Origin of the sequence: Pseudomonas sp. QE6 (assembly GCF_041379005.1) — a bacterium.
In the GTDB taxonomy this organism is placed as follows: domain Bacteria; phylum Pseudomonadota; class Gammaproteobacteria; order Pseudomonadales; family Pseudomonadaceae; genus Pseudomonas.
This window is the reverse complement of sequence record NZ_CP166873.1, coordinates 3,676,387-3,694,518: the sequence shown is the minus strand read 5'-3', so window position 1 is coordinate 3,694,518 and position 18,132 is coordinate 3,676,387. Positions and strand designations below refer to the sequence as shown.

At 64.8% G+C, this 18,132-nt stretch carries 17 protein-coding genes; 11 read left to right on the top strand and 6 right to left on the bottom strand.

Annotation, left to right across the window (positions count from 1 at the left end):
* Positions 1-2: 2 nt before the first annotated feature.
* Complete coding sequence (locus tag ACAW63_RS17055; protein ID WP_371227071.1) at positions 3-803, top strand: MBL fold metallo-hydrolase; 801 nt, start codon at positions 3-5, stop codon at positions 801-803.
* 343 nt (positions 804-1,146) lie between these two features.
* Here ACAW63_RS17055 and ACAW63_RS17050 read toward each other — a convergent pair whose 3' ends face one another.
* The 5 genes from ACAW63_RS17050 to ACAW63_RS17030 all read right to left on the bottom strand — a co-directional run bounded on the left by ACAW63_RS17050 (position 1,147) and on the right by ACAW63_RS17030 (position 6,938).
* On the bottom strand, positions 1,147-2,703 hold the full coding sequence (locus tag ACAW63_RS17050) for an amino acid ABC transporter permease/ATP-binding protein (RefSeq protein WP_371227069.1): 1,557 nt from the start codon (positions 2,701-2,703) through the stop codon (positions 1,147-1,149).
* Between the two features lie 65 nt (positions 2,704-2,768).
* Complete coding sequence (locus ACAW63_RS17045; protein WP_370601665.1) at positions 2,769-3,575, bottom strand: ABC transporter substrate-binding protein; 807 nt, start codon at positions 3,573-3,575, stop codon at positions 2,769-2,771.
* A 35-nt stretch (positions 3,576-3,610) separates the two neighbouring features.
* The gene (locus tag ACAW63_RS17040; protein WP_371227067.1) at positions 3,611-4,654 is read right to left on the bottom strand and encodes an isopenicillin N synthase family dioxygenase; all 1,044 of its coding nucleotides are present in this window, start codon (positions 4,652-4,654) and stop codon (positions 3,611-3,613) included.
* Positions 4,655-4,673: 19 nt separating this feature from the next.
* A complete protein-coding gene (locus ACAW63_RS17035) occupies positions 4,674-5,522 on the bottom strand; it encodes a sugar phosphate isomerase/epimerase family protein (RefSeq protein WP_371227065.1) in 849 nt (282 codons plus the stop codon).
* A 516-nt stretch (positions 5,523-6,038) separates the two neighbouring features.
* Complete coding sequence (locus ACAW63_RS17030; RefSeq protein ID WP_371227062.1) at positions 6,039-6,938, bottom strand: LysR substrate-binding domain-containing protein; 900 nt, start codon at positions 6,936-6,938, stop codon at positions 6,039-6,041.
* 186 nt (positions 6,939-7,124) lie between these two features.
* Between ACAW63_RS17030 and ACAW63_RS17025 the strand changes: the two genes are divergently transcribed.
* The 7 genes from ACAW63_RS17025 to ACAW63_RS16995 all read left to right on the top strand — a co-directional run bounded on the left by ACAW63_RS17025 (position 7,125) and on the right by ACAW63_RS16995 (position 14,041).
* Positions 7,125-8,747, top strand: a complete 1,623-nt coding sequence (locus tag ACAW63_RS17025) for a 5-guanidino-2-oxopentanoate decarboxylase (protein WP_371227060.1) — start codon at positions 7,125-7,127, stop codon at positions 8,745-8,747.
* Positions 8,748-9,108: 361 nt separating this feature from the next.
* Positions 9,109-10,212 (top strand): PotD/PotF family extracellular solute-binding protein, encoded by a 1,104-nt coding sequence (locus ACAW63_RS17020; RefSeq protein ID WP_371227058.1) that lies wholly within the window; start codon positions 9,109-9,111, stop codon positions 10,210-10,212.
* A gap of 101 nt (positions 10,213-10,313) precedes the next feature.
* Positions 10,314-11,222, top strand: coding sequence for an ABC transporter permease (locus ACAW63_RS17015; protein WP_371227056.1), 909 nt, complete (start codon positions 10,314-10,316; stop codon positions 11,220-11,222).
* Positions 11,219-12,064 (top strand): ABC transporter permease, encoded by an 846-nt coding sequence (locus ACAW63_RS17010; protein WP_370601419.1) that lies wholly within the window; start codon positions 11,219-11,221, stop codon positions 12,062-12,064. Before ACAW63_RS17015 ends, ACAW63_RS17010 begins: the two co-directional genes overlap by 4 nt.
* Positions 12,065-12,078: 14 nt before the next feature.
* Positions 12,079-13,134 carry an ABC transporter ATP-binding protein gene (locus ACAW63_RS17005; protein WP_371227054.1) on the top strand — a complete coding sequence of 352 codons (1,056 nt, stop codon included), beginning with the start codon at positions 12,079-12,081 and terminating at the stop codon, positions 13,132-13,134.
* Between the two features lie 287 nt (positions 13,135-13,421).
* Positions 13,422-13,844, top strand: coding sequence for a hypothetical protein (locus tag ACAW63_RS17000; RefSeq protein WP_371234828.1), 423 nt, complete (start codon positions 13,422-13,424; stop codon positions 13,842-13,844).
* The gene (locus ACAW63_RS16995; RefSeq protein WP_371234695.1) at positions 13,736-14,041 is read left to right on the top strand and encodes a tyrosine-type recombinase/integrase; all 306 of its coding nucleotides are present in this window, start codon (positions 13,736-13,738) and stop codon (positions 14,039-14,041) included. The genes ACAW63_RS17000 and ACAW63_RS16995 overlap by 109 nt, the downstream gene beginning before the upstream one ends.
* A 198-nt stretch (positions 14,042-14,239) precedes the next feature.
* Here the strand turns inward: ACAW63_RS16995 and ACAW63_RS16990 are convergent, their stop codons facing one another.
* Positions 14,240-14,473 carry a transcriptional regulator gene (locus ACAW63_RS16990; protein WP_371227052.1) on the bottom strand — a complete coding sequence of 78 codons (234 nt, stop codon included), beginning with the start codon at positions 14,471-14,473 and terminating at the stop codon, positions 14,240-14,242.
* Positions 14,474-14,743: 270 nt separating this feature from the next.
* Between ACAW63_RS16990 and ACAW63_RS16985 the strand changes: the two genes are divergently transcribed.
* The 3 genes from ACAW63_RS16985 (at position 14,744) to ACAW63_RS16975 (ending at position 18,051) form a co-directional block, all read left to right on the top strand.
* The gene (locus ACAW63_RS16985) at positions 14,744-16,399 is read left to right on the top strand and encodes a bifunctional 3-(3-hydroxy-phenyl)propionate/3-hydroxycinnamic acid hydroxylase (protein ID WP_371227050.1); all 1,656 of its coding nucleotides are present in this window, start codon (positions 14,744-14,746) and stop codon (positions 16,397-16,399) included.
* Positions 16,400-16,401: 2 nt separating this feature from the next.
* On the top strand, positions 16,402-17,064 hold the full coding sequence (locus tag ACAW63_RS16980; protein ID WP_371227048.1) for a TetR/AcrR family transcriptional regulator: 663 nt from the start codon (positions 16,402-16,404) through the stop codon (positions 17,062-17,064).
* A 372-nt stretch (positions 17,065-17,436) separates the two neighbouring features.
* The gene (locus ACAW63_RS16975; RefSeq protein WP_371227046.1) at positions 17,437-18,051 is read left to right on the top strand and encodes a TetR/AcrR family transcriptional regulator; all 615 of its coding nucleotides are present in this window, start codon (positions 17,437-17,439) and stop codon (positions 18,049-18,051) included.
* The last annotated feature ends 81 nt before the right edge of the window (positions 18,052-18,132 follow it).

Genomic DNA, 18,132 nt, shown 5'->3' with positions numbered 1-18,132 from the left:
TCATGGCGCTCAAGGTGGCGGGTTCCTGGTTCGACAGGAGAACACTGGCCGACGGCATCACCCTGCTGTGGGAGCCTCACGTGCACCCCATGTTGCGCTGCAATATCTGGCATGTGCCCGGTCGCGATCGCGATCTGCTGATCGATACCGGGCTGGGGGTTGGCAGCCTTCGCGAGGCGGCGCGCGATCTGTTCCACAAGCCGGTATGCGCAGTGGCAACCCACAGTCATCTCGACCACATGGGCGGCCTGCACGAATTCGAGTGCCGGCTATGCCATGCTGCCGAAGCACCCTACTTCATCCAACCCGACAGCGATAACCGTCTGGTCATCGACGATGACCACTGGCTGGCGATGTACATGCCCGCCCTGAATGCCGACAGGCTCATGATCGATGCCCTGCCGGCCCCCGGATTCGATCCTGCACTATGGACGTTGCCGCCGGCGGTGCCGACCGGATACCTGTCCGACCGGGACATAGTCGACCTGGGGGACCGCCACTTCGAGGTGCTTCATCTGCCCGGCCACTCGCCTGGCAGCATTGCCTTGTTCGAGCACCGGACGGGAACGTTGTTTTCGGGAGACGTCGTGTATGACGGGGAACTGCTCGATGCAATTCCTCGCGCCAACATCAGCGATTACGCCACCTCCCTGCAACGTCTGCGCGACTTGCCGATCGAGGTGGTGCATGCCGGCCACGAAGCCAGTTTTGGCCCCGAGAAGTTGCTGGTCATGATCGATACTTACCTCGATCGCTGGGATAGAGACATGCAAAAGCTACGACACGAGCAGGATCTTCCCTAGGTCGAAGATCCCCGGTCGCCATACCGGGCCCGTAACGAGGGGCGGTAGCCAGTGTCCGCGTTTGTCCAGGGTCAGGAAACCTTCTGCAGATTTCACCTAGCGGGGTGAGCCTCGAAACTGAGCGGGCGCTCCTCCACAGCCTGGATCGATAGCAGACCTCGAGCAGCGGCGGCTTCCGATTCCGGGCGGACATCGACATCATCGGGCAAACGGGCGCGCCGACTCTCGCGGTGGCCGGCAGCCTTCAATAAGTGAAAGGCCCGGCGCATGCCGCGCCGGGCCCTTACCCCTTCGGGGAAGAATTTCCTGGCGGCGCTCCCGCGAGCCGCCTGGCGATTCGATGTCAGCCGGCGAGAAATTCCCGGCGCTGCGCCTCGTCCTGCTCGACCTGGCGCTCCAGGCCGATGAAGCGCATCACCCGCTCGCCGCATTCGCCAGCGCGGATACTCGCCGGTGCGGCGTCGACCTGCACCTGGCCGTGCTCCATGAAGATTACCCGGTCGGAAATCGACATGGCGAAGTCCATCTCGTGGGTGACGATCACCATGGTCATGCCTTCCTTCGCCAGATCGCGGATCACGTTGAGCACATCGCCCACCAGTTCCGGGTCCAGCGCCGAGGTCGGCTCATCGAACAGCATGATCGCCGGCGCCATGGCCAGCGCACGGGCGATGGCCACACGCTGTTGCTGGCCGCCGGAGAGCTGGTGCGGGTACTTGTGCGCATGGGCCAGCAGGCCGACCTTGTCCAGCAGCGCCAGTGCCTTCTGTTCGCAGATGTCGCGCCCGGCCAGGCCGTGGAAGCGCGGCGCCAGGGTGACGTTGTCGAGGATGGTACGGTGCGGGAACAGGTTGAAGTTCTGGAACACCATGCCGATGTGCTGCACGCCTTCACGCAGGCGCGCCGGGTTCGGCCTGCCGGCTTCGATGTAGGGCTTGCCGAAGAGCTGGGTGGCGCCGCCGTCGATGCCTTCCAGGCCGTTGACGGTGCGAATCAGCGAGGTCTTGCCGGAGCCGGACGGGCCGATGATCGACACCACCTCGCCGTTGCCGACGCTCAGGTCGACGCCCTTGAGGACTTCGTGGGTGCCATAGCTCTTGCGGATGCCCTTGAGCTGCAACGCGGGCGGTGCACCGGCCGGGGCGGCCTCGCGGCTGGCCACGGGGGTTGCCGGGAGGTTCTTGCGCAGGCTTTCCAGGCGCTCGCCGGCCAGGGTTTCCGGCTTGCGGGCGTTGAGGTCCAGGCGGTGCTCCAGGTACTGCAGGCCCCAGCCGAACAGGGTCACGATCAGAACGTAGTAGATGGCGACCGCGGACAGGGTTTCCATCACCAGGAAGTTCTGCGCATAGAGGCGCTCGCCGACCTGCAGCAGCTCGGTGAGGGAGATCACCGAGACCAGCGAGGTCAGCTTGACCACGGTGACGTACTCGTTGATCAGCGTCGGCAGCGAGATGCGGAACGCCTGCGGAATGACGATCAGGCGCTGGATGCCAATGCCGCCCATGGCCAGGGCGCGACCGGCTTCCTTCTGGCCCTTGGCCACGGAGATCAGGCCGCCGCGATGGATTTCGGCCATGTACGCCGCTTCGGTCAGCACCAGGGCGAGCAGGCCGGAAATGAATGGATCGGACAGCAGCGCGCCGCTGGCCGGGAAGAGTTGCGGCAGGTTGTAGACGAACACCACCAGCACCAGCAGCGGCACGCTGCGGAAGAACCAGATGTACAAGGCCGTCGGCATGCGCAGCCAGCGCGAGCCGGAGAGCTTGGCACAGGCGAGGAGGAAGCCCAGGACCATGCCGATCAGCCAGGTCAGGGCGCTCAGTTCGATCACCGTGACGCAGGCCTTCCAGAAATCCGGCAAGGAGAAAAGGGAGAAGAAGTAGGACCAGTCGAATTGCATGGAGACCTCGGCGAACGGGGCTGGCGCGAGGCCAGCCCCGTCTTTCATGTTGCGTTAAAGCGGAATCACTCGGTTGCCGGAGCGTCTTCGAGAGCGTACTTCTTCAGCAGGGCAGCGAATTCGCCGCTGTCCTTGGTCTTCTGGAAGGCGGTCTTGAGTGCGTCGTACAGCTCCTGGTTGCCCTTCTTCACGTACATGCCCAGGGTCTGCTTGTAGATCAGCTCGGTGGAGCTGACCACCACGCGGCCCTTGGAGCGCTCGGCGATCATGTGCGCGGCGCCGGAAATCTCCACCTGAGCCTGAACGTTCTTCGACAGCAGCGCCTGGGTCACTTCCGGCGCGGACGGGTATTCGCTCACGCTGATGGCACCCTTGCCGTTGGGCACGCAGTAGGTCTTGGACAGCTCCTCGAATTTCGGCACCCAGGTGGTGCCCTTCTCCAGGCCGATCTTCTTGCCGCAGAGGTCTTCAGGCTTCGCCGGGCGCTCCTTGCTGTCGGCCGGGACCATGATGGCTGCGCCGGTCTGCGCGTAGGGGATCGCCATGGCCTGGGTGGCACGCTCGGGGGTGACGTACATGCCGGAGATCACCGCGTCGAAGTGACCGGCATTCAGGCCCAGGATCAGCCCGGAGAACTTGGTGTTCACGAAGCTCGTCTTGAGGTCCATGTGCTTGGCCAGCAGTTCGGCCAGCTCGGGGTCGGAACCCACCACCTTGTCGCCGTCATAGGACTCGAAGGGCGGATAGGTGATTTCCATGCCGACCTTGAACTGCCCCGGCGTGGCAGTCAGGGCGGCGCTGGCGGATTGCAGTGTGCACAACAGGGTGGCGCCGACAACGGCTGCGGCCAGGAGGGTGCGGGTGGTTTTCAGCATCGTGATTGCTCCAGTCTAGGGTTGCGCGCGGCTCAGGAAGGCTGCGTCTGTTTTTTCAGATGGCCGAAGCTGGACGGTTTGCGCGCCCGCTCCGGCAGTGCCAGTTCGCCGTCGGCGACCTTGCGGCGCAGGTAGCTGTATGTCTGCAGCGCCTGGCTCCACATGTGCTCGCCGATGGCGATGGTTTCGTACTCCCGGCTGCCGTTGTCGAACTGCGGCAGCGGACGGATCTGCGTGTGGTAGTCGCAGGCGTAGAACAGCGGGAACGAGTAGCGCTCCTCGCGCACAGTGCGTACGCGGTGCGCGGTGGCCACGAAGGCGCCGTTGGTCATCACCTCCAGCATGTCGCCGATGTTCACCACGAAGGCACCCGGCACCGGCGGTGCGTCGATCCACTCGCCGTCCTCGTTCATCACTTCCAGGCCCGGCTGGGTGGCATGCAGGATGGTGAAGCACTCGTAGTCGGTATGTGCCCCGATGCCCGGTGCATCCTGCGCTTCGCCATCGAAGGGGTAATGGATCAGGCGCAGCTTCGACGGCGGCCGACTCACCAGCGGGTCGAAGTAGCCCTCCTCCAGGCCCAGGGCCAGGGCGAAGCCGTCGAACAGCTTGCGGCCGAGGGCGAACACCGCCTGGTAGTAGGCGCTCACCTGCTGCTGGAAGCCGGGCACTTCCGGCCAGCGGTTCGGCCCCAGCAGCGGCGTGCCGGCCAGCACCAGCGGATCCTCGGCGGCCACTTCGAAGCCGACGTCGAAGGCTTCCTTGTGGTCCGGCTTGCCCTTGGCGTAGACCTCCTCGCCCTCCGGGACGAAGCCCTTGTGGCTTTCCGAGACGCCGATGTAATGGCGCATCTTGGCTTCCAGCGGCTGGGCGAAGTAGGCCCGCGCGGCGACTTGCAGGCCCTCGATCAGCTTCGGATCCAGGCCGTGGTTGCGGATATAGAGGAAGCCCACTTCACGGGCCGCCTTGCCCAGTTCGGCCGCCACCGCCTGGCGCTCTTCCAGGCGTGCGCTGAACAGCCCGCCGATGTCGATGATGGGAATGGAGGTGAAGGCCCTGCTCGCGTGCTCCTGCATGTTCGATGGCTCCATCAGTTCAGAATCCGGATTGGAGGAACCGCTGGAAGTGGCGACGCTCTTCGTCGGCCATCCAGCGGTTCAGCGCCCACAGATCGGCGATCGGGGCATTGGTGAAAGGCAGGTGATGCAAGTAGCCGTCCGGACCGAATTCCGGGGTCAGGGTGGTGATCTGCTGGCCGCGAGCCTGCTGGGCGCGCCATACGGCTTCCCAGTGCTTCTGGTGGAAGGCCAGTGCATTGCTGTATTCCGGCGCGCCGGGGTGCGGCACTTGCGGCCCCTGGTCGTAGCCGACGCGGGCCTGGATGTGCTGCACGCGCTCGACGAAGGGCGTGAGGTCGTCGGCGGGGTCGTCGAGCAGGCGCTCGCAGACCACCACCCAGTGGCTGATGTCGGTGGTGAAGCGCAGCTCGGGAACCTGGCGGATCAGCTCGAGGGTCACCCAGGGGCTGTACAGCGAGCGCGCACGGTGAATCTCGAAGAGACAGGTCAGCTCCTGCGCGGCGGCCAGCTCCAGGGCGCGGCCGAAGAAGTCGACCTGCGCAGCCAGCGACCAACGATCGTTGCCGGCCAGGGTGTTGACCAGGCGCGGCGACAGCTCGGCGGCATAGCCCAGCTTGCGCTGCAGGTCGTCCAGATGCACCTGCGGGCCGGCCGACTGGTCGGGCAGCACGTCGTGGGCGGTGAACAGGGTCGCGATGTAGGGCACCTCTTCCGCGGCCAGCAGCCGTGCGTACTCGGCACGAAGGGCGGGATCCAGCGGCAGGCGCGCTTCCAGGCCGTCGAAGCCGGCCTCGCGCAGTTCGGCGATGGCCTGCGGCCAGCCATGGGTATAGCCCCACAGGGTGCGGAAGATCTCGAGTCGCATGAACGAACTCCGGACAGGGTAAACCGCGCCGTCGGGCACGGCGAAGCATTCGGCAGGAGGTTCAGCGCGCGGGCGCGGCGGCTGAGAGCGTCAGACGGCGAAACGAATCAGCGGACGTTGGGGAGGATGTCGAACGGGAGAACTGCGCAAGGATGGGCATGGTGATATTCCTCTGACAGACCGCAGCTTCGCGGGCCTGTACTCGCCGATTGTTGTTGTGTGCCCTGGCGTGTCGCCATCGGGCTTTGGCAGTAAGGAACAGCAGCACGGCCGGAGATTTTCAGACCCTCCGGTCCGCGTAAACCAAGACCTCTGCGGCTTGGTGTGGGTGCAGTTTTCGCAGCTTGGTGCGATAGGAAAAATAGCGCGATGCAAATAATTACTTCAGATTTTTCAAAAGTAATTTCCCTAATATGACGTGGAAAATTCGCTCAGTCGAAAGCAACGACGAGCAGGCTCTCTAAGTCGCGGCTCTTCATGGTGGCGAGGCGGAGAACGCCTGACACCGAAGCGGCATCAGGCGGCCGGCTGCTCCTGTGGCTCGGCCGCTTGCAACAACAGCCAGTCGATCAGCTCGCGCAATTGCGGCGACGTCTCGCGGCGTTCGGGATAAACCAGATAGTAAGCCGCACCGGTGCGTACCTTCAGCTCGAACGGCGCGACCAGGCGCCCGGCGCGAAGATCGTCGCCGATCAGCGCCCAGTCGCCCATCGCCACGCCGGCTCCCTGCGTGGCCACCGAAACGGCCAGGTCCAGGGTGTCGAAGTGCTGACCCTTGCCCATGTTGCTGACCCGGGTGCCGGCCGCACACAACCAGGCCTCCCAGTCGCGCTGGTCGCGGGTCGGGTGCAGCAGCATGTGCCGCTCCAGGTCCTCCAGCGCGCCCAGGGGGAGCGGACCGTCGAGCAGCTGCGGGGCGCAAACCGGGGTCAGCTGCTCGTCGAACAGACGGTGGCAAGCCGGGCCGTCTTTCTTCTGCAGGCTGTAGACCACCGCGGCGTCGAACTCCTCGCTACGGAAATCCACGGAGTGCTGCATGGTGGTGGTCAGCTCCACCGGCACGTCCGGGCGCTCTGCCTGCCATTGCAACAGGCGCGGCAACAGCCAACGCATGATGCAGGTGGGAGCCTTGAGCTGCAGCGCCTCACGCTTGCCGCCAACCTCTTCCACTGCTTCCTCGATCAGCGCGAACACCTGCTGGATACGCGGCAGCAGGTCGCGGCCCTGGGGCGTGAGGGTCAGGCCACGCGCCTGACGCTGGAACAACGAATAGCCCAGATGGCTTTCGAGACCGGCGATCTGCCGGCTCACCGCCCCCTGGGTGATGTGCAGCAGACCGGCCGCGCGGGTGAAGTTGCAGCATTGCGCGGTGACCAGAAAGGTGTGCAGGGCAGGCAAAGGAGGTAAGCGCTTCATCGTGGCTCAGGCATGAGGTGAAGACATACCTAGTATGACAAATTTTGGTTTGTCAGCGCCCTCGGCCGACAGGTCCAATGCCGTCTCCCAGCGCGCACCTCGCCCGTACATGCTCGGCCCCGGTTTCCCTGGCGGATACACCGGGATGGCGCGCCAGACCGACGACCAACAATAAGGATGAAGTCCATGGCCACATGCGGCGAAGTACTGGTGAAATTGCTCGAAGGCTACGGTGTCGAGCAGGTGTTCGGCATCCCCGGCGTGCATACCGTGGAACTCTATCGCGGGCTCGCCCGCTCGAAGATCCGCCACGTCACGCCGCGCCACGAACAGGGCGCCGGCTTCATGGCCGACGGCTATGCGCGCACCAGTGGAAAGCCCGGCGTGTGCTTCATCATCACCGGCCCGGGCATGACCAATATCGCCACGGCCATGGCCCAGGCCTACGCGGACTCCATTCCCATGCTGGTGATCTCCAGCGTGCAGGCGCGCAGCCAGCTCGGCGGCGGGCGCGGCAAGCTGCACGAGCTGCCGTCGCAGAGTGGCCTGGTCGCCGGTTGCAGCGCCTTCTCCCACACGCTGATGTCAGCCGCCGAACTGCCGGCGGTGCTGGCCCGCGCCTTTGCCCTGTTCCAGGCCGGCCGACCGCGTCCGGTGCATATCGAGATTCCCCTCGACGTGCTGGTGGAAAATGCCGACGCGCTGCTGTCGAGCCAGCCGGTCAAGGTAGCCCGCGCTGGCGCAGCGCCCGAGGCTGTGGCCGAAATGGCCGACCTGCTCGCAGGCGCACGGCGCCCGCTGATCCTCGCCGGCGGCGGCGCCGTCGATACAGGCCCGGCCCTCCAGCGCCTGGCTGAACGACTGCACGCGCCGGTGGCGCTGACGATCAACGCCAAGGGCCTGCTGCCCGCGCAACATCCTCTGCTGATCGGCTCGACGCAGTCCACCGACGCCACCCGCGAACTGGTCAACGAGGCCGACGTGGTGCTCGCGGTTGGCACAGAGCTGGGCGAAACCGATTACGACGTGACCTTCGCCGGCGGCTTCAAGATTCCGGGCGCCCTGCTGCGCATCGATATCGACCCGGATCAGACGGTACGCAACTATCCGCCGCGAGCCGCGCTGGTGGCCGATGCCGGGCTGGCTCTGGAAGCCCTGCTGGGAGCCCTGGAAGGCCAGAGCCTGGTCGTCGATACGACGCACTGGGGCAGCGGCCGCGCCGCCAGAGTGCGTGAAGGGGTATTGGCCACTCTGGATGACAACCTGCGCGGCCAGACCCGCTTCCTGCATGTTGCGCTGGAGGAGCTGCCCGAAGCGGTACTGGTCGGCGATTCGACCCAACCGGTGTACACCGGCAACCTGACCCTGGACCTTGAAAAGCCGCGACGTTGGTTCAACTCCTCGACCGGCTACGGCACCCTCGGCTATGCATTGCCGGCCGCCATCGGTGCCTGGCTGGGTGACGCCACGCGACGCCCGGTGCTGTGCCTGATCGGCGACGGCGGGCTGCAGTTCACCTTGCCGGAACTGGCCAGCGCGGTGGAAGCGCACGTCCCGCTGATCGTCCTGCTGTGGAACAACCACGGCTACGAGGAAATCAAGCGCTACATGGTCAACCGCGACATCGAGCCGGTCGGCGTCGACATCTACACCCCCGACTTCGTCGGCGCGGCCAAGGCACTGGGTTGCAAGGCGCATCGTGCGAGCGACGAAGCGGCACTGCGCGCCGCGTTGCGCGAAGCCAGCGCCAGCTCGCTGCCGACCCTGATCGAGATCGACCAGGCGACCTGGATGAGCAGCCAGGGCTGACACGTCCCTCTCCCTGCCGCACCCGGGCGGCAGGGATCTTTCCGGGGAACTTTCCCCGCCACGCGCCGGCTTCACGGCGCGTCTTTTTTCGTTGAACCGCTCTGTTGCGGGCCTTTCAGGGAAGGTCTGCGGTCCGCGCATGGGCGCACGCCAGCCATGCATGCAGAACATGGCTTCGATGACATTTTTTCGATTGTTGGCGCCACGCCGAGGTCGCAGGATGACCCCGCCGAACAGCTTGCGCCCCCGGATTCCGGGACCGCCAGACGTATCCGGCAGGCGGGGGGGGCGACAGCCCCGACCTCCCGCCGCACACCCGCGACCTTCCTAAACAAAAGCGATAAGAGCAAAGGAGTCCCCGATGGGCGAGCGTGATTTCAGCAGAAGGCAATTCATCAAAACGGTAGGCGCTGCCTCGGTGGCTGCGGCTGCCCTGTCCATGCCTTTCATCCGGGCCAGCGCCAGCGATAACCGCTTCCAGGGCAAGACCCTGCGCCTGCTCACCTGGTCCGACGACACCGGCCTTGCGGCGCTGCGCAACATCGCCGCGACCTTCGAGGCCAAGACCGGCGCCAAGGTCATCGCCGACCGTACCGGCAGCACCTCGGAGATGGTCGCCAAGCTCAAGGCCGGCGGCGACCGCCCGCAGTACGACGTCATCACCCTGGCCGGCGTCGGCGCCGAGGGCCTGGCCAGCGCCGGGCTGCTGGAAAAACCCGACCTCAACCGCATCCCCAACCTCAAGGACGTTCCAGCCAAATACCAGACCGGCGCCGACGGCCACGGCATCGGCTACCTGCTGTGGTGCAACAGCCTGGTGTACAGCACGCGCACGGTGAAGGACGTGCCGGACAGCTACGCGGCCCTGTGGGATGAGAACTACGCCGGACGCCTGTTCCTGCCGCCGCCGAACTGGACCGAGGCCATGGACCTGATCATCATCGCCGCCAAGCTGGCCGGCGGCGACGAGCACAACATCGAACCCGGTTTCAAGAAGCTCGAAGAGCTCAAGGACCGCGTCATGACCCTGGGCGAAAACCCCAACCAGGTCGCCGAGCTGTTCCGCACCGGCTCGCTGGATATCGGCGGTCTCTACGCGCCGGCGTTCTTCCCCAAGCAGATCCGCGACCCCAACTACGGCCTGGGCGCCACCTTCGGCATGAAGGAAGGCTTCTACACCGACCTGATGCTCTCGGTGCTGCCGAAGAACCGTCCGGGCGACAGCGACCTGGCCCACGCCTTCATCGACCACTCCCTCGACCCCTACGTGCAGGGCAAGATGGCCGAGGACATCTTCAACGGCCCGGTCAACGCCAAGGCGATCATTTCCGCCGAAGCGCGCAAGAGCCCCTACATCCTCACCCCCGAGCAGATCGCAGAGAAGGCGATCATGCACGACAACGCCTTCCTCTCCACCGTCCACGAACAGTGGATCCGCCGCTACACGGAAATCTTCTCTTCCTGATGCAGCCATGGCCGCCACGGCGGCCATGAATCATCGCGCGCAAGTGGCCGGAACCACCTGCGCTCGATGCGGACATTCTCCGTTCTGACGAGAGACGCACTATGCAATCGAGCAATCCGACCCGCCCGGTCGGCGTGGCGCCCCTGCGCCCGGCCCGGGCATTTTCACCGACGGCGCGTGCCTGGCTGTTCCTCACGCCGTCCCTGTGCTTCCTCATCGTGCTGATCGCCGCCAGCCTGCTGGTGGTACGCATGAGCGTCGGCGAGAAAGGCGCCGAATGGAGCGGCTTCAGCCTGGCCAGCTATGCCCAGCTGCTGCAGCCCTACTACCTCAAATCCCTGCTGCTGACGTTGCGCCTCGCCTTCGTCAGTGCGTTGATTGCCGTGCTGCTGGCGATCCCGGTCGGCTACAGCATGTCGCGCCTGCAATCGGCCCTGCTGCGGCGGATCTTCCTCGCCGCCGTGCTGTTGCCGCTGCTGGTCAACCTGCTGCTGCAGAGCTACGGCTGGCTGGTGATCCTCGGCCCGGCGGGCATGCTCAACAAAGCCTTGCTGGCCCTGGGTCTGATCAAGCGTCCGGTGATGCTGCTGTACAACCAGAATGGCGTGCTCATGGGGCTGGTGCAGACCGCTTTCCCGCTCGCCGTGCTGCCCATTGCCAGCGCCATGCGCGGCATTTCGCGCAGCTACGAGGAGGCAGCCGCGACCCTCGGCGCCAGCCGTTTCCAGGTGTTCCGCCAGGTGGTGCTGCCGATGAGCCTGCCGGGCATCCTCACCGGCGCCACCCTGGTGTTCGCCTACAACGCCAGCAGCTTCGTGGTTCCGCTGCTGCTGGGCGGGCGGCGCGTGCCGATGCTCGCGGTGATGGTCCACGACCAGATCGCCCCGCTGATGAACTGGCCGGCCGCCTCCGCCGCCGGCGTGGTGCTGATCGTCACCACCCTGGCGATCATGACCCTGTCGGAAGTCGTCACCGGCCGTCGCCGACGCATCCTGGAGGCCTCGCAATGAGCAACCTGTCCCGTCGCCAACCCACCCTGCCGGGCGACACCGGCCGCTTCGCCCTGGTGCTCTCCGGCATCATCCTGCTGCTCGCCGTGCTGCCGATCCTGACCATGATCGTGATGTCCTTCAGCGGCGCGGCGAACCTCGACTTCCCGCCCAGCAGCTACAGCCTGCAGTGGTATCAGGCCGCCTGGCACACCTTCGTCTCGCCCGACGCCAGCGACGTGCTCAGCCTCGGCAAGGCGCTCACCACCAGTCTGCTGGTGTCCTGCCTGACGATGGTCCTCGCCACCCTGGTCGCCGTCCCCGCGGCCTACGCACTGACCCGCTGCGAGTTCCGTGGCAAGGCCGTCGCCCTGCAATTGATGTCGCTGCCGTTGGTGTTCCCCATGGTGGTGCTGGGCCTGGCGCTGCTGCTGGTGTTCGACAGCCTGCCGCTGCACCTGGACACCTCGCGCCTGGTCATCGCCCACGTGATCCTCGCCCTGCCCTTCGTGGTGAAGAACTGCACGGCGGCCATGGTCGCCATCGGCAGTGAGGTCGAGGAAGCCGCGCAGATGCTCGGCGCCCCGCCACTGCGCGCCATCGTCGACGTGGTCGTGCCGCTGATGCGCTCGGGCATCCTCGCCGGGATGCTGCTGGCCTTCATCGTCTCGTTCAACGAATTCACCGTGACCTACTTCCTCTACAACATCGACGTGATGACCGTGCCGATCTGGATGTACAGCCGCACCGTGTCCTCGCTCGACCCCACCGTTTTCTCGTTCGCCGTGCTGATCGTGCTGATCGACTTCGTCCTCATCTGGGCGCTGGAGAAGCTGGTTGGCGAAGGTGGCGTGTCGTTCTGATTCGAGGTGAAAAAATGAATGGATTGAATCTGCAAAACGTCGAGAAGCACTACGGCACCGCCTGCGCCGTGAAGGACGTTAACCTGCACCTGCCGCAGGGCAAGCTGGTCTGCTTCCTCGGCCCCTCAGGCTGCGGCAAGACCACGCTGCTGCGGATGATCGCCGGCCTGGAAAGCCTCAGCGGCGGCGAGATCCTGCTGGACGGCGAAGACATCAGCCACGTCCCGGCGCACCAGCGCAACTTCGGCATGGTGTTCCAGTCGCTGGCGCTGTTCCCGCACATGACCGTCGGCGAGAACATCGCCTATCCGCTGAAGCTGCGCGGTGTCGGCAAGGCCGAGCAGCAGGCGCGCGTCGTCGAGCTGCTGCAGATGATCCAGTTGCAGCAGATGGTCGACCGGCCGGTGGCCAAGCTGTCCGGCGGCCAGCGCCAGCGCGTGGCCATCGCCCGCGCCATCGCCGCGCACCCCAAACTGCTGCTGCTCGACGAGCCGCTGTCGGCCCTCGATGCCAAGCTGCGCGAGTCGATGCAGGTGGAGATCCGCCAGCTGCAGCAGCGCCTGAATATCACCACCATCATGGTCACCCACGACCAGCGCGAGGCCATGACCATGGCCGATGTCGTGGTGGTGCTGGGCGAGCACCGCATCCAGCAGGTCGGCACGCCGATCGAGATCTACCGCAATCCGGCCAACGCCTTCGTCGCCGACTTCATCGGCTCGGGCAATATCTTCCCGGCGACCGTGCTGGGCCATGGCCGGGTCGAATTGCCGGGCGGCGCGGCACTGCATGCCGCCCATTGCCCCAGCATCCAACCGGGCGCCAGCGTGCGCATGCTGGTGCGCCCGGAGGACCTGCAACTGTCGACGGCACAGGCACCGGCGGCCAATCGCCTGGACGCTACCGTGACCTTCATCCGCGACATCGGCGCGACCATCGAGACCACTGTCGAGTGTTCCGGCGTCTCCCTGACCGCCCTCAGCACGCCCTGCCAGGACATTGGTCTGCGTGTAGGTCAGGCCGTGTCGGTGACCATTCCGGAACATGCCTGCCGCGTACTCAGCGCTTGACGCCACCGCGCTGGCGGTCCAGGGACCGTCGGCGCGGATGACCACTGAATGCCCCACTCCGTACAACGCCTGTTCGAGAACGGCTGCCCCTGATCCGGGGAGGCTGCTCCGGACCTGGCTTCGGCGTCGTGCAGGCACTGACTCGCGAAAGCATGCGCATTTGCCTGTTCGCGCGACGCTACGCCTGGTTGGCCGATAGCGGCCTTTTGTGAACGGCCGCTATGGGTCGGTTAGCGCCCCTGGATCGGGCTGACCATCCTTGTCCTCCCTCACGTGGAGGACAATCCATGAACGCCATTACGACCTACGGCCATCAACCTTGGAACAAGGGAAAATTGGTCGGGCAGAAAGCCCCGCTCCGACTCAAAGATATCTGGGCCATTCGGGTAAGGCTCCAAATCGCGGAGGAAACCCGGGATTTGGCTCTCTTTGATCTGGCCATCGACAGCAAGCTACGAGCCTGCGATCTGACCAAGCTTCGCGTACGCGATGTTGCCCACGGGGATCATGTGTCATCGCGAGCAATCGTGATGCAGCAGAAACCCAGCGACCAGTGCAGTTTGAGATTACAGAGCAAACGCGGGTGGCTCTGGAGGCCTGGATACATCAAGCCCATCTCCATAGCGAGGATTGCCTTTTTCCAAGCCGGATACATGCCTCAATGCATCTCTCCACCCGGCAATACGCCCGAATCGTCAAAGCATGGGTAAAGCTATTGGCCTTGATCCAGCCATGTATGGCACCCACAACGATGAGACGTACGAAGGCATCGCTGATCTATCGCAGGACAAAGAACCTGAGAGAAGTTCAGCTCCTGCTCGGCCATACGAAGCTTGAGAGCACGGTGCGATACCTAGGCATTGAGGTCGATGACGCATTGGAGATGGCGGAGCAGACGGAGGTCTGACGACGCACAGCGACGGTCGAGGTATGACCGTCGCTATCCGCCCCATTGCGGCCGCTCGCGGATGGCCTAAATCGGCCAGAAGCAGACGTTTAGAGTACGGAAAATAAATCTGTGGCGGATTCAACCAGTTAGTGCAACACCTCTTTATCAGTAGCTGAATCAAAAGCTGTTGCGCTGACCGTTTGAGGCCAAGGTCCCCTATTTCCTCAGGACCGACTCGCTGACGAACCTGTGTCCCCACACCGCATCCAGCAAGGCATCCTTTCTCAGCAGCGTGCCCGGTTCACGGGCAAGCGCGCACAAGAGTGCGAAGGGCGTGGGCGTGAGCGCCACGGCCTGTCCCTGCCGGGTCAGGCAGGCATTGGCCTCGTCGAGTTCGAAATCGGCGAAACGGATCCGCAGGGGATCGGGATTGGGCTGCAGACGCGCCACGTTCGATACCTATTGGCTCGGAAGATCTTTCATCGGTGCGTCTTCGACTCCATCGACGCAGCCCGCCGCAGGGCGCCATTGCGTCGCTCACGCGACACGGCCGCGCTGGGCGCGACGCCCGCCCAGGACAACGCCGGATGCCGGCAACCGACGGCTCCAAAATAGTGACACAAACTCCAATATTGATACTAGTCTCATTTTTAACTAACCTGATCGCGCCTGACGATGGGACCTCGCGTCTCACGATTTCAATCACAACAAGGGCTCGGTATGAACAACAAGCAAACCTCCGAACTGCTTCCGGAAACGGTCGATGTACTGGTAATAGGCAACGGTCCTGCCGGGGCGACGCTCGCCGCGCTGCTGGGACGCCATGGCGTCAGGACACTGGTGCTGGACAAGACCCGGGAGGTCATGCAGATGCCCCGCGCGATCGCCCTGGACAACGAGGCGCTGCGCATCCTGCAACTCGCCGGACTGGCGGAAGACGCCTTCGAGAAGATCGTGATTTCCGAAGTACGGATGCACTCGCCGCTGCTCGGTCAGTTCGGCCGGGCCAACACCGCAGGCTGCATCGATGGCCACCCGAAGCTGGTGACCTTCTACCAACCCGACCTCGAGCACGCGATGCGCGACAAGGTCGCCCAGCTCGATTCCGTCACCAGCCTGGGTGGCTACGAACTGGAACGACTGTCGGAACAGCCGGACGGCGTCGTCGCCTGCGTGCGGGACGAACAAGGCCAGGCGCACTTCATCCGCGCCCGTTATCTCGTCGGTGCCGATGGCGCCAGCTCCAGGGTCAGAAGCCTGATCGACCAGGACTTCGCAGGCGAGACCTATGCCGAGGACTGGCTGATCGTCGACGCCGGCAATCGGCACGCGTCGGCCATCGATCATGTCGAATTCATCTGCGACCCACGGCGTCCCGTGCCGCATATGCCGGCACCGGGCGGCAGGGAGCGCTGGGAGTTCATGCTGCAGCCGGGTGAGACCCGGGAAGAAATGGAGAACCCGGAGAACATCGCGCGCCTGATCGGCCCCTGGGTCGACCCGCGAGAACTGCAGGTCGAACGCAAGGCGGTCTATCGATTCCACGCCCGCTGCTGCAACAGCTTCAGCAAGGGGCGCGTCTTCCTCGTGGGTGATGCCGCCCACATCACGCCCCCCTTCGTTGGCCAGGGCCTGGTCGCCGGTCTCCGCGATGTCGCCAACCTCGCCTGGAAACTCGCCTGGGTGCTGCGCGGCCAGGCCAGCGCGTCGGTACTGGGCAGCTACGACCAGGAGCGTCGGCCCCATGCCAAGGCGATGATCGACATGGCCAAGCTCATGGGCCGCCTGGTCATGCCCAGAAGCAAGCCGGCAGCCCTCCTGACCCATGGATTGATGCGCCTGCTCGGACTGACGCCGGCCACCCGAAGGTACTTCGAGGATCTGGAGATCAAGCCGAAAAACATCTTCAGGCAGGGCCTGTTCAGACGCCATCGCCGCGGCGACCGGCTGGTTCGCGGCGGCCTGTTCCCCCAGGCCTGGGTTCGCGATGCGCAGGGCCGGATTCACCTGAGCGACGACGCACTGGGAGACAGCCTCGCCCTGGTGGGCTTCGGCATCGACCCGATGGCCCAGCTCTCCCCCACCCAGGTGTCGTCCTGGCTGAGCATCGGGGGCAGCTTCCTCCAGGTGGTGCCATGCGGCCAGCGCCCGACAGGCAACTCGACGACAGTGGAGGACCTGAACCACAGCCTCCTGCCGCTTGCGGCCAAGGGCACGCTGGTCGCGGTCCGCCCCGACCGCCACATCATGCATCACGCCCCTGCCGAAGAGGCGAGCGACCTGCTCGCGGCATGCCGCGAACTGATGGCCAGCGACGGCTCCAATGCCGGTGGCGTTTCCGCTACCATCAGCGAGCCTCCCCGATTGCGAGCCTGACAATGCCGTCCCCCACCCCCTCGTCCGAAACGGACTCGCCTCAACCGCTCACGCGCGGCCACAAGAAGCGCGAACGCACTCGCCGCGGCTTGATCGATGCGGCGTTGCGGCTGGTTGCGCGAAAGGAGGTGGGGGAAATCGCCCTGCTCGAGGTCGCCACCGAGGCGGAAGTATCCAACGGCACCATCTACAACTATTTCCGCACCCGCGAAGAAGTGCTCGAAGCCGCGGGCATCGCGATGGCCGACGAGTTTTCCGATGCCATTTATGCCTTGAGCTCTGACGTGCGGAGCGGCGCCCAGCGGCTTTCGATCGGCGTGCGCATGTTCATACTCCGCTCCGCCGATGATCATCAATGGGCCAGCGCCCTGCTGCGTATCTTCCATTTCGACCAGGCGATTCGCTCGCGACTGGCCGCCCACGTGCTCGAAGACTTGCAGGAAGGCCTGCGGGAAGGCGCTTTCAGCTACGACGACGAAGGCATCGCCCTGGACCTCGTGGTTTCCTGCACCACCGGGGCGATGCGCTCGGTCGTCGAGGGGCGCGCGGTAGCCGACCACGACATGCGGGTCGCGGAAATGATCCTCAAGGCCCTGGGGACCACGCCGGCCAGAGCCAGGAAGATCGCCAGCCTTCCACTGCCCACCGCCCCTGCAGGCACCTGATTGCCCCGCCACGGCGGGGAGCAGCGCTGCGGCTGAGTCCCGGCCCGCTCCCCCGGAGTCGGACTCAGCTTCGCCTGCCTGAAGAACATCGCACTGCCCTGATCAGCCCCTGTGGTCTGTCCATCACGCCGCGGGGTCTGTGTGCGAGCCGGCATGGTCGGGTCACACAGCGTCGCGCAGACACCAAAATTGAACATATTCGTTCAAAAATAAGCCTCCACAAGAAGCTGCAAACCCAGTACCACGCCAGGATAGCAGCCTGGCATATAGCTGGAATAACAGCTTTATGCGGCAAGCAATCGAAAATTCCCGTTGACGCAAATTGAACATGAATGTTCAATACCAATCCAGAACCGACTCTGGAGAGTGCATGTGAAACCCCTGAGCCCCGCACAGCGACGCATCCATCAAGCCGCCTTGCGCCTGTTCGCCGAACGCGGCGCGGCCGACGTGAGCATCAGCGACCTGGCGATCGAGGCCAACGTCGCCCGCGGAACCGTCTACAACAACGTGCCGAGCATGGAACAGCTGTTCGAATCGGTTGCCGCTCACCTCAGCGCCGAGATGCATGAACGGATCAATAAGAGTTTCGAGACCCTCGAAGACCCTGCTCAACGGCTTGCCAATGGCATCCGCTTCTTCATTCGGCGCGCCCATGAAGAGCCCCAATGGGGCTCCTTCATTCATCGCTTCGCCATGAGCGACGCGGCCCTGCGCGAGATGTTCGTCAGCCAGGCGACGAAGGACCTGCTGGAGGGCTTCGCCAGCCAGCGTTACCGCTTCCAGCAGGACCAGCTGCTCTCGGTGATCACGCTGATTTCCAGCGCGGTGCTGGGGGCGATGTTCCTGGTACTGGAAGGGCACAAGGCCTGGCGCGAAGCGGGCACCGACACGGCGGAACTCCTGCTCCGGGCGCTGGGCGTGCCCTTCGAGGAAGCCAGAAGCCTGGCGACCACGGAGCTACCGGCGCTTCCCGCGATCGGCTAGATCCGTCGAATGGATGTGGTTGACGCTCCCGTCAGACAGGGGGCGCGGCCGACTTTTGCCTGAAGAAAGTTCGGAGAACAA

Coding starts and splice junctions, on each gene's coding strand:
- ACAW63_RS17055 (WP_371227071.1), top strand. CDS start 3: ATGGCGCTCAAGGTGGCGGGTTCCTGGTTCGACAGGAGAACACTGGCC.
- ACAW63_RS17050 (WP_371227069.1), bottom strand. CDS start 2,703: ATGCAATTCGACTGGTCCTACTTCTTCTCCCTTTTCTCCTTGCCGGAT.
- ACAW63_RS17040 (WP_371227067.1), bottom strand. CDS start 4,654: ATGCAGGAGCACGCGAGCAGGGCCTTCACCTCCATTCCCATCATCGAC.
- ACAW63_RS17035 (WP_371227065.1), bottom strand. CDS start 5,522: ATGCGACTCGAGATCTTCCGCACCCTGTGGGGCTATACCCATGGCTGG.
- ACAW63_RS17030 (WP_371227062.1), bottom strand. CDS start 6,938: ATGAAGCGCTTACCTCCTTTGCCTGCCCTGCACACCTTTCTGGTCACC.
- ACAW63_RS17025 (WP_371227060.1), top strand. CDS start 7,125: ATGGCCACATGCGGCGAAGTACTGGTGAAATTGCTCGAAGGCTACGGT.
- ACAW63_RS17020 (WP_371227058.1), top strand. CDS start 9,109: ATGGGCGAGCGTGATTTCAGCAGAAGGCAATTCATCAAAACGGTAGGC.
- ACAW63_RS17015 (WP_371227056.1), top strand. CDS start 10,314: ATGCAATCGAGCAATCCGACCCGCCCGGTCGGCGTGGCGCCCCTGCGC.
- ACAW63_RS17010 (WP_370601419.1), top strand. CDS start 11,219: ATGAGCAACCTGTCCCGTCGCCAACCCACCCTGCCGGGCGACACCGGC.
- ACAW63_RS17005 (WP_371227054.1), top strand. CDS start 12,079: ATGAATGGATTGAATCTGCAAAACGTCGAGAAGCACTACGGCACCGCC.
- ACAW63_RS17000 (WP_371234828.1), top strand. CDS start 13,422: ATGAACGCCATTACGACCTACGGCCATCAACCTTGGAACAAGGGAAAA.
- ACAW63_RS16985 (WP_371227050.1), top strand. CDS start 14,744: ATGAACAACAAGCAAACCTCCGAACTGCTTCCGGAAACGGTCGATGTA.
- ACAW63_RS16980 (WP_371227048.1), top strand. CDS start 16,402: ATGCCGTCCCCCACCCCCTCGTCCGAAACGGACTCGCCTCAACCGCTC.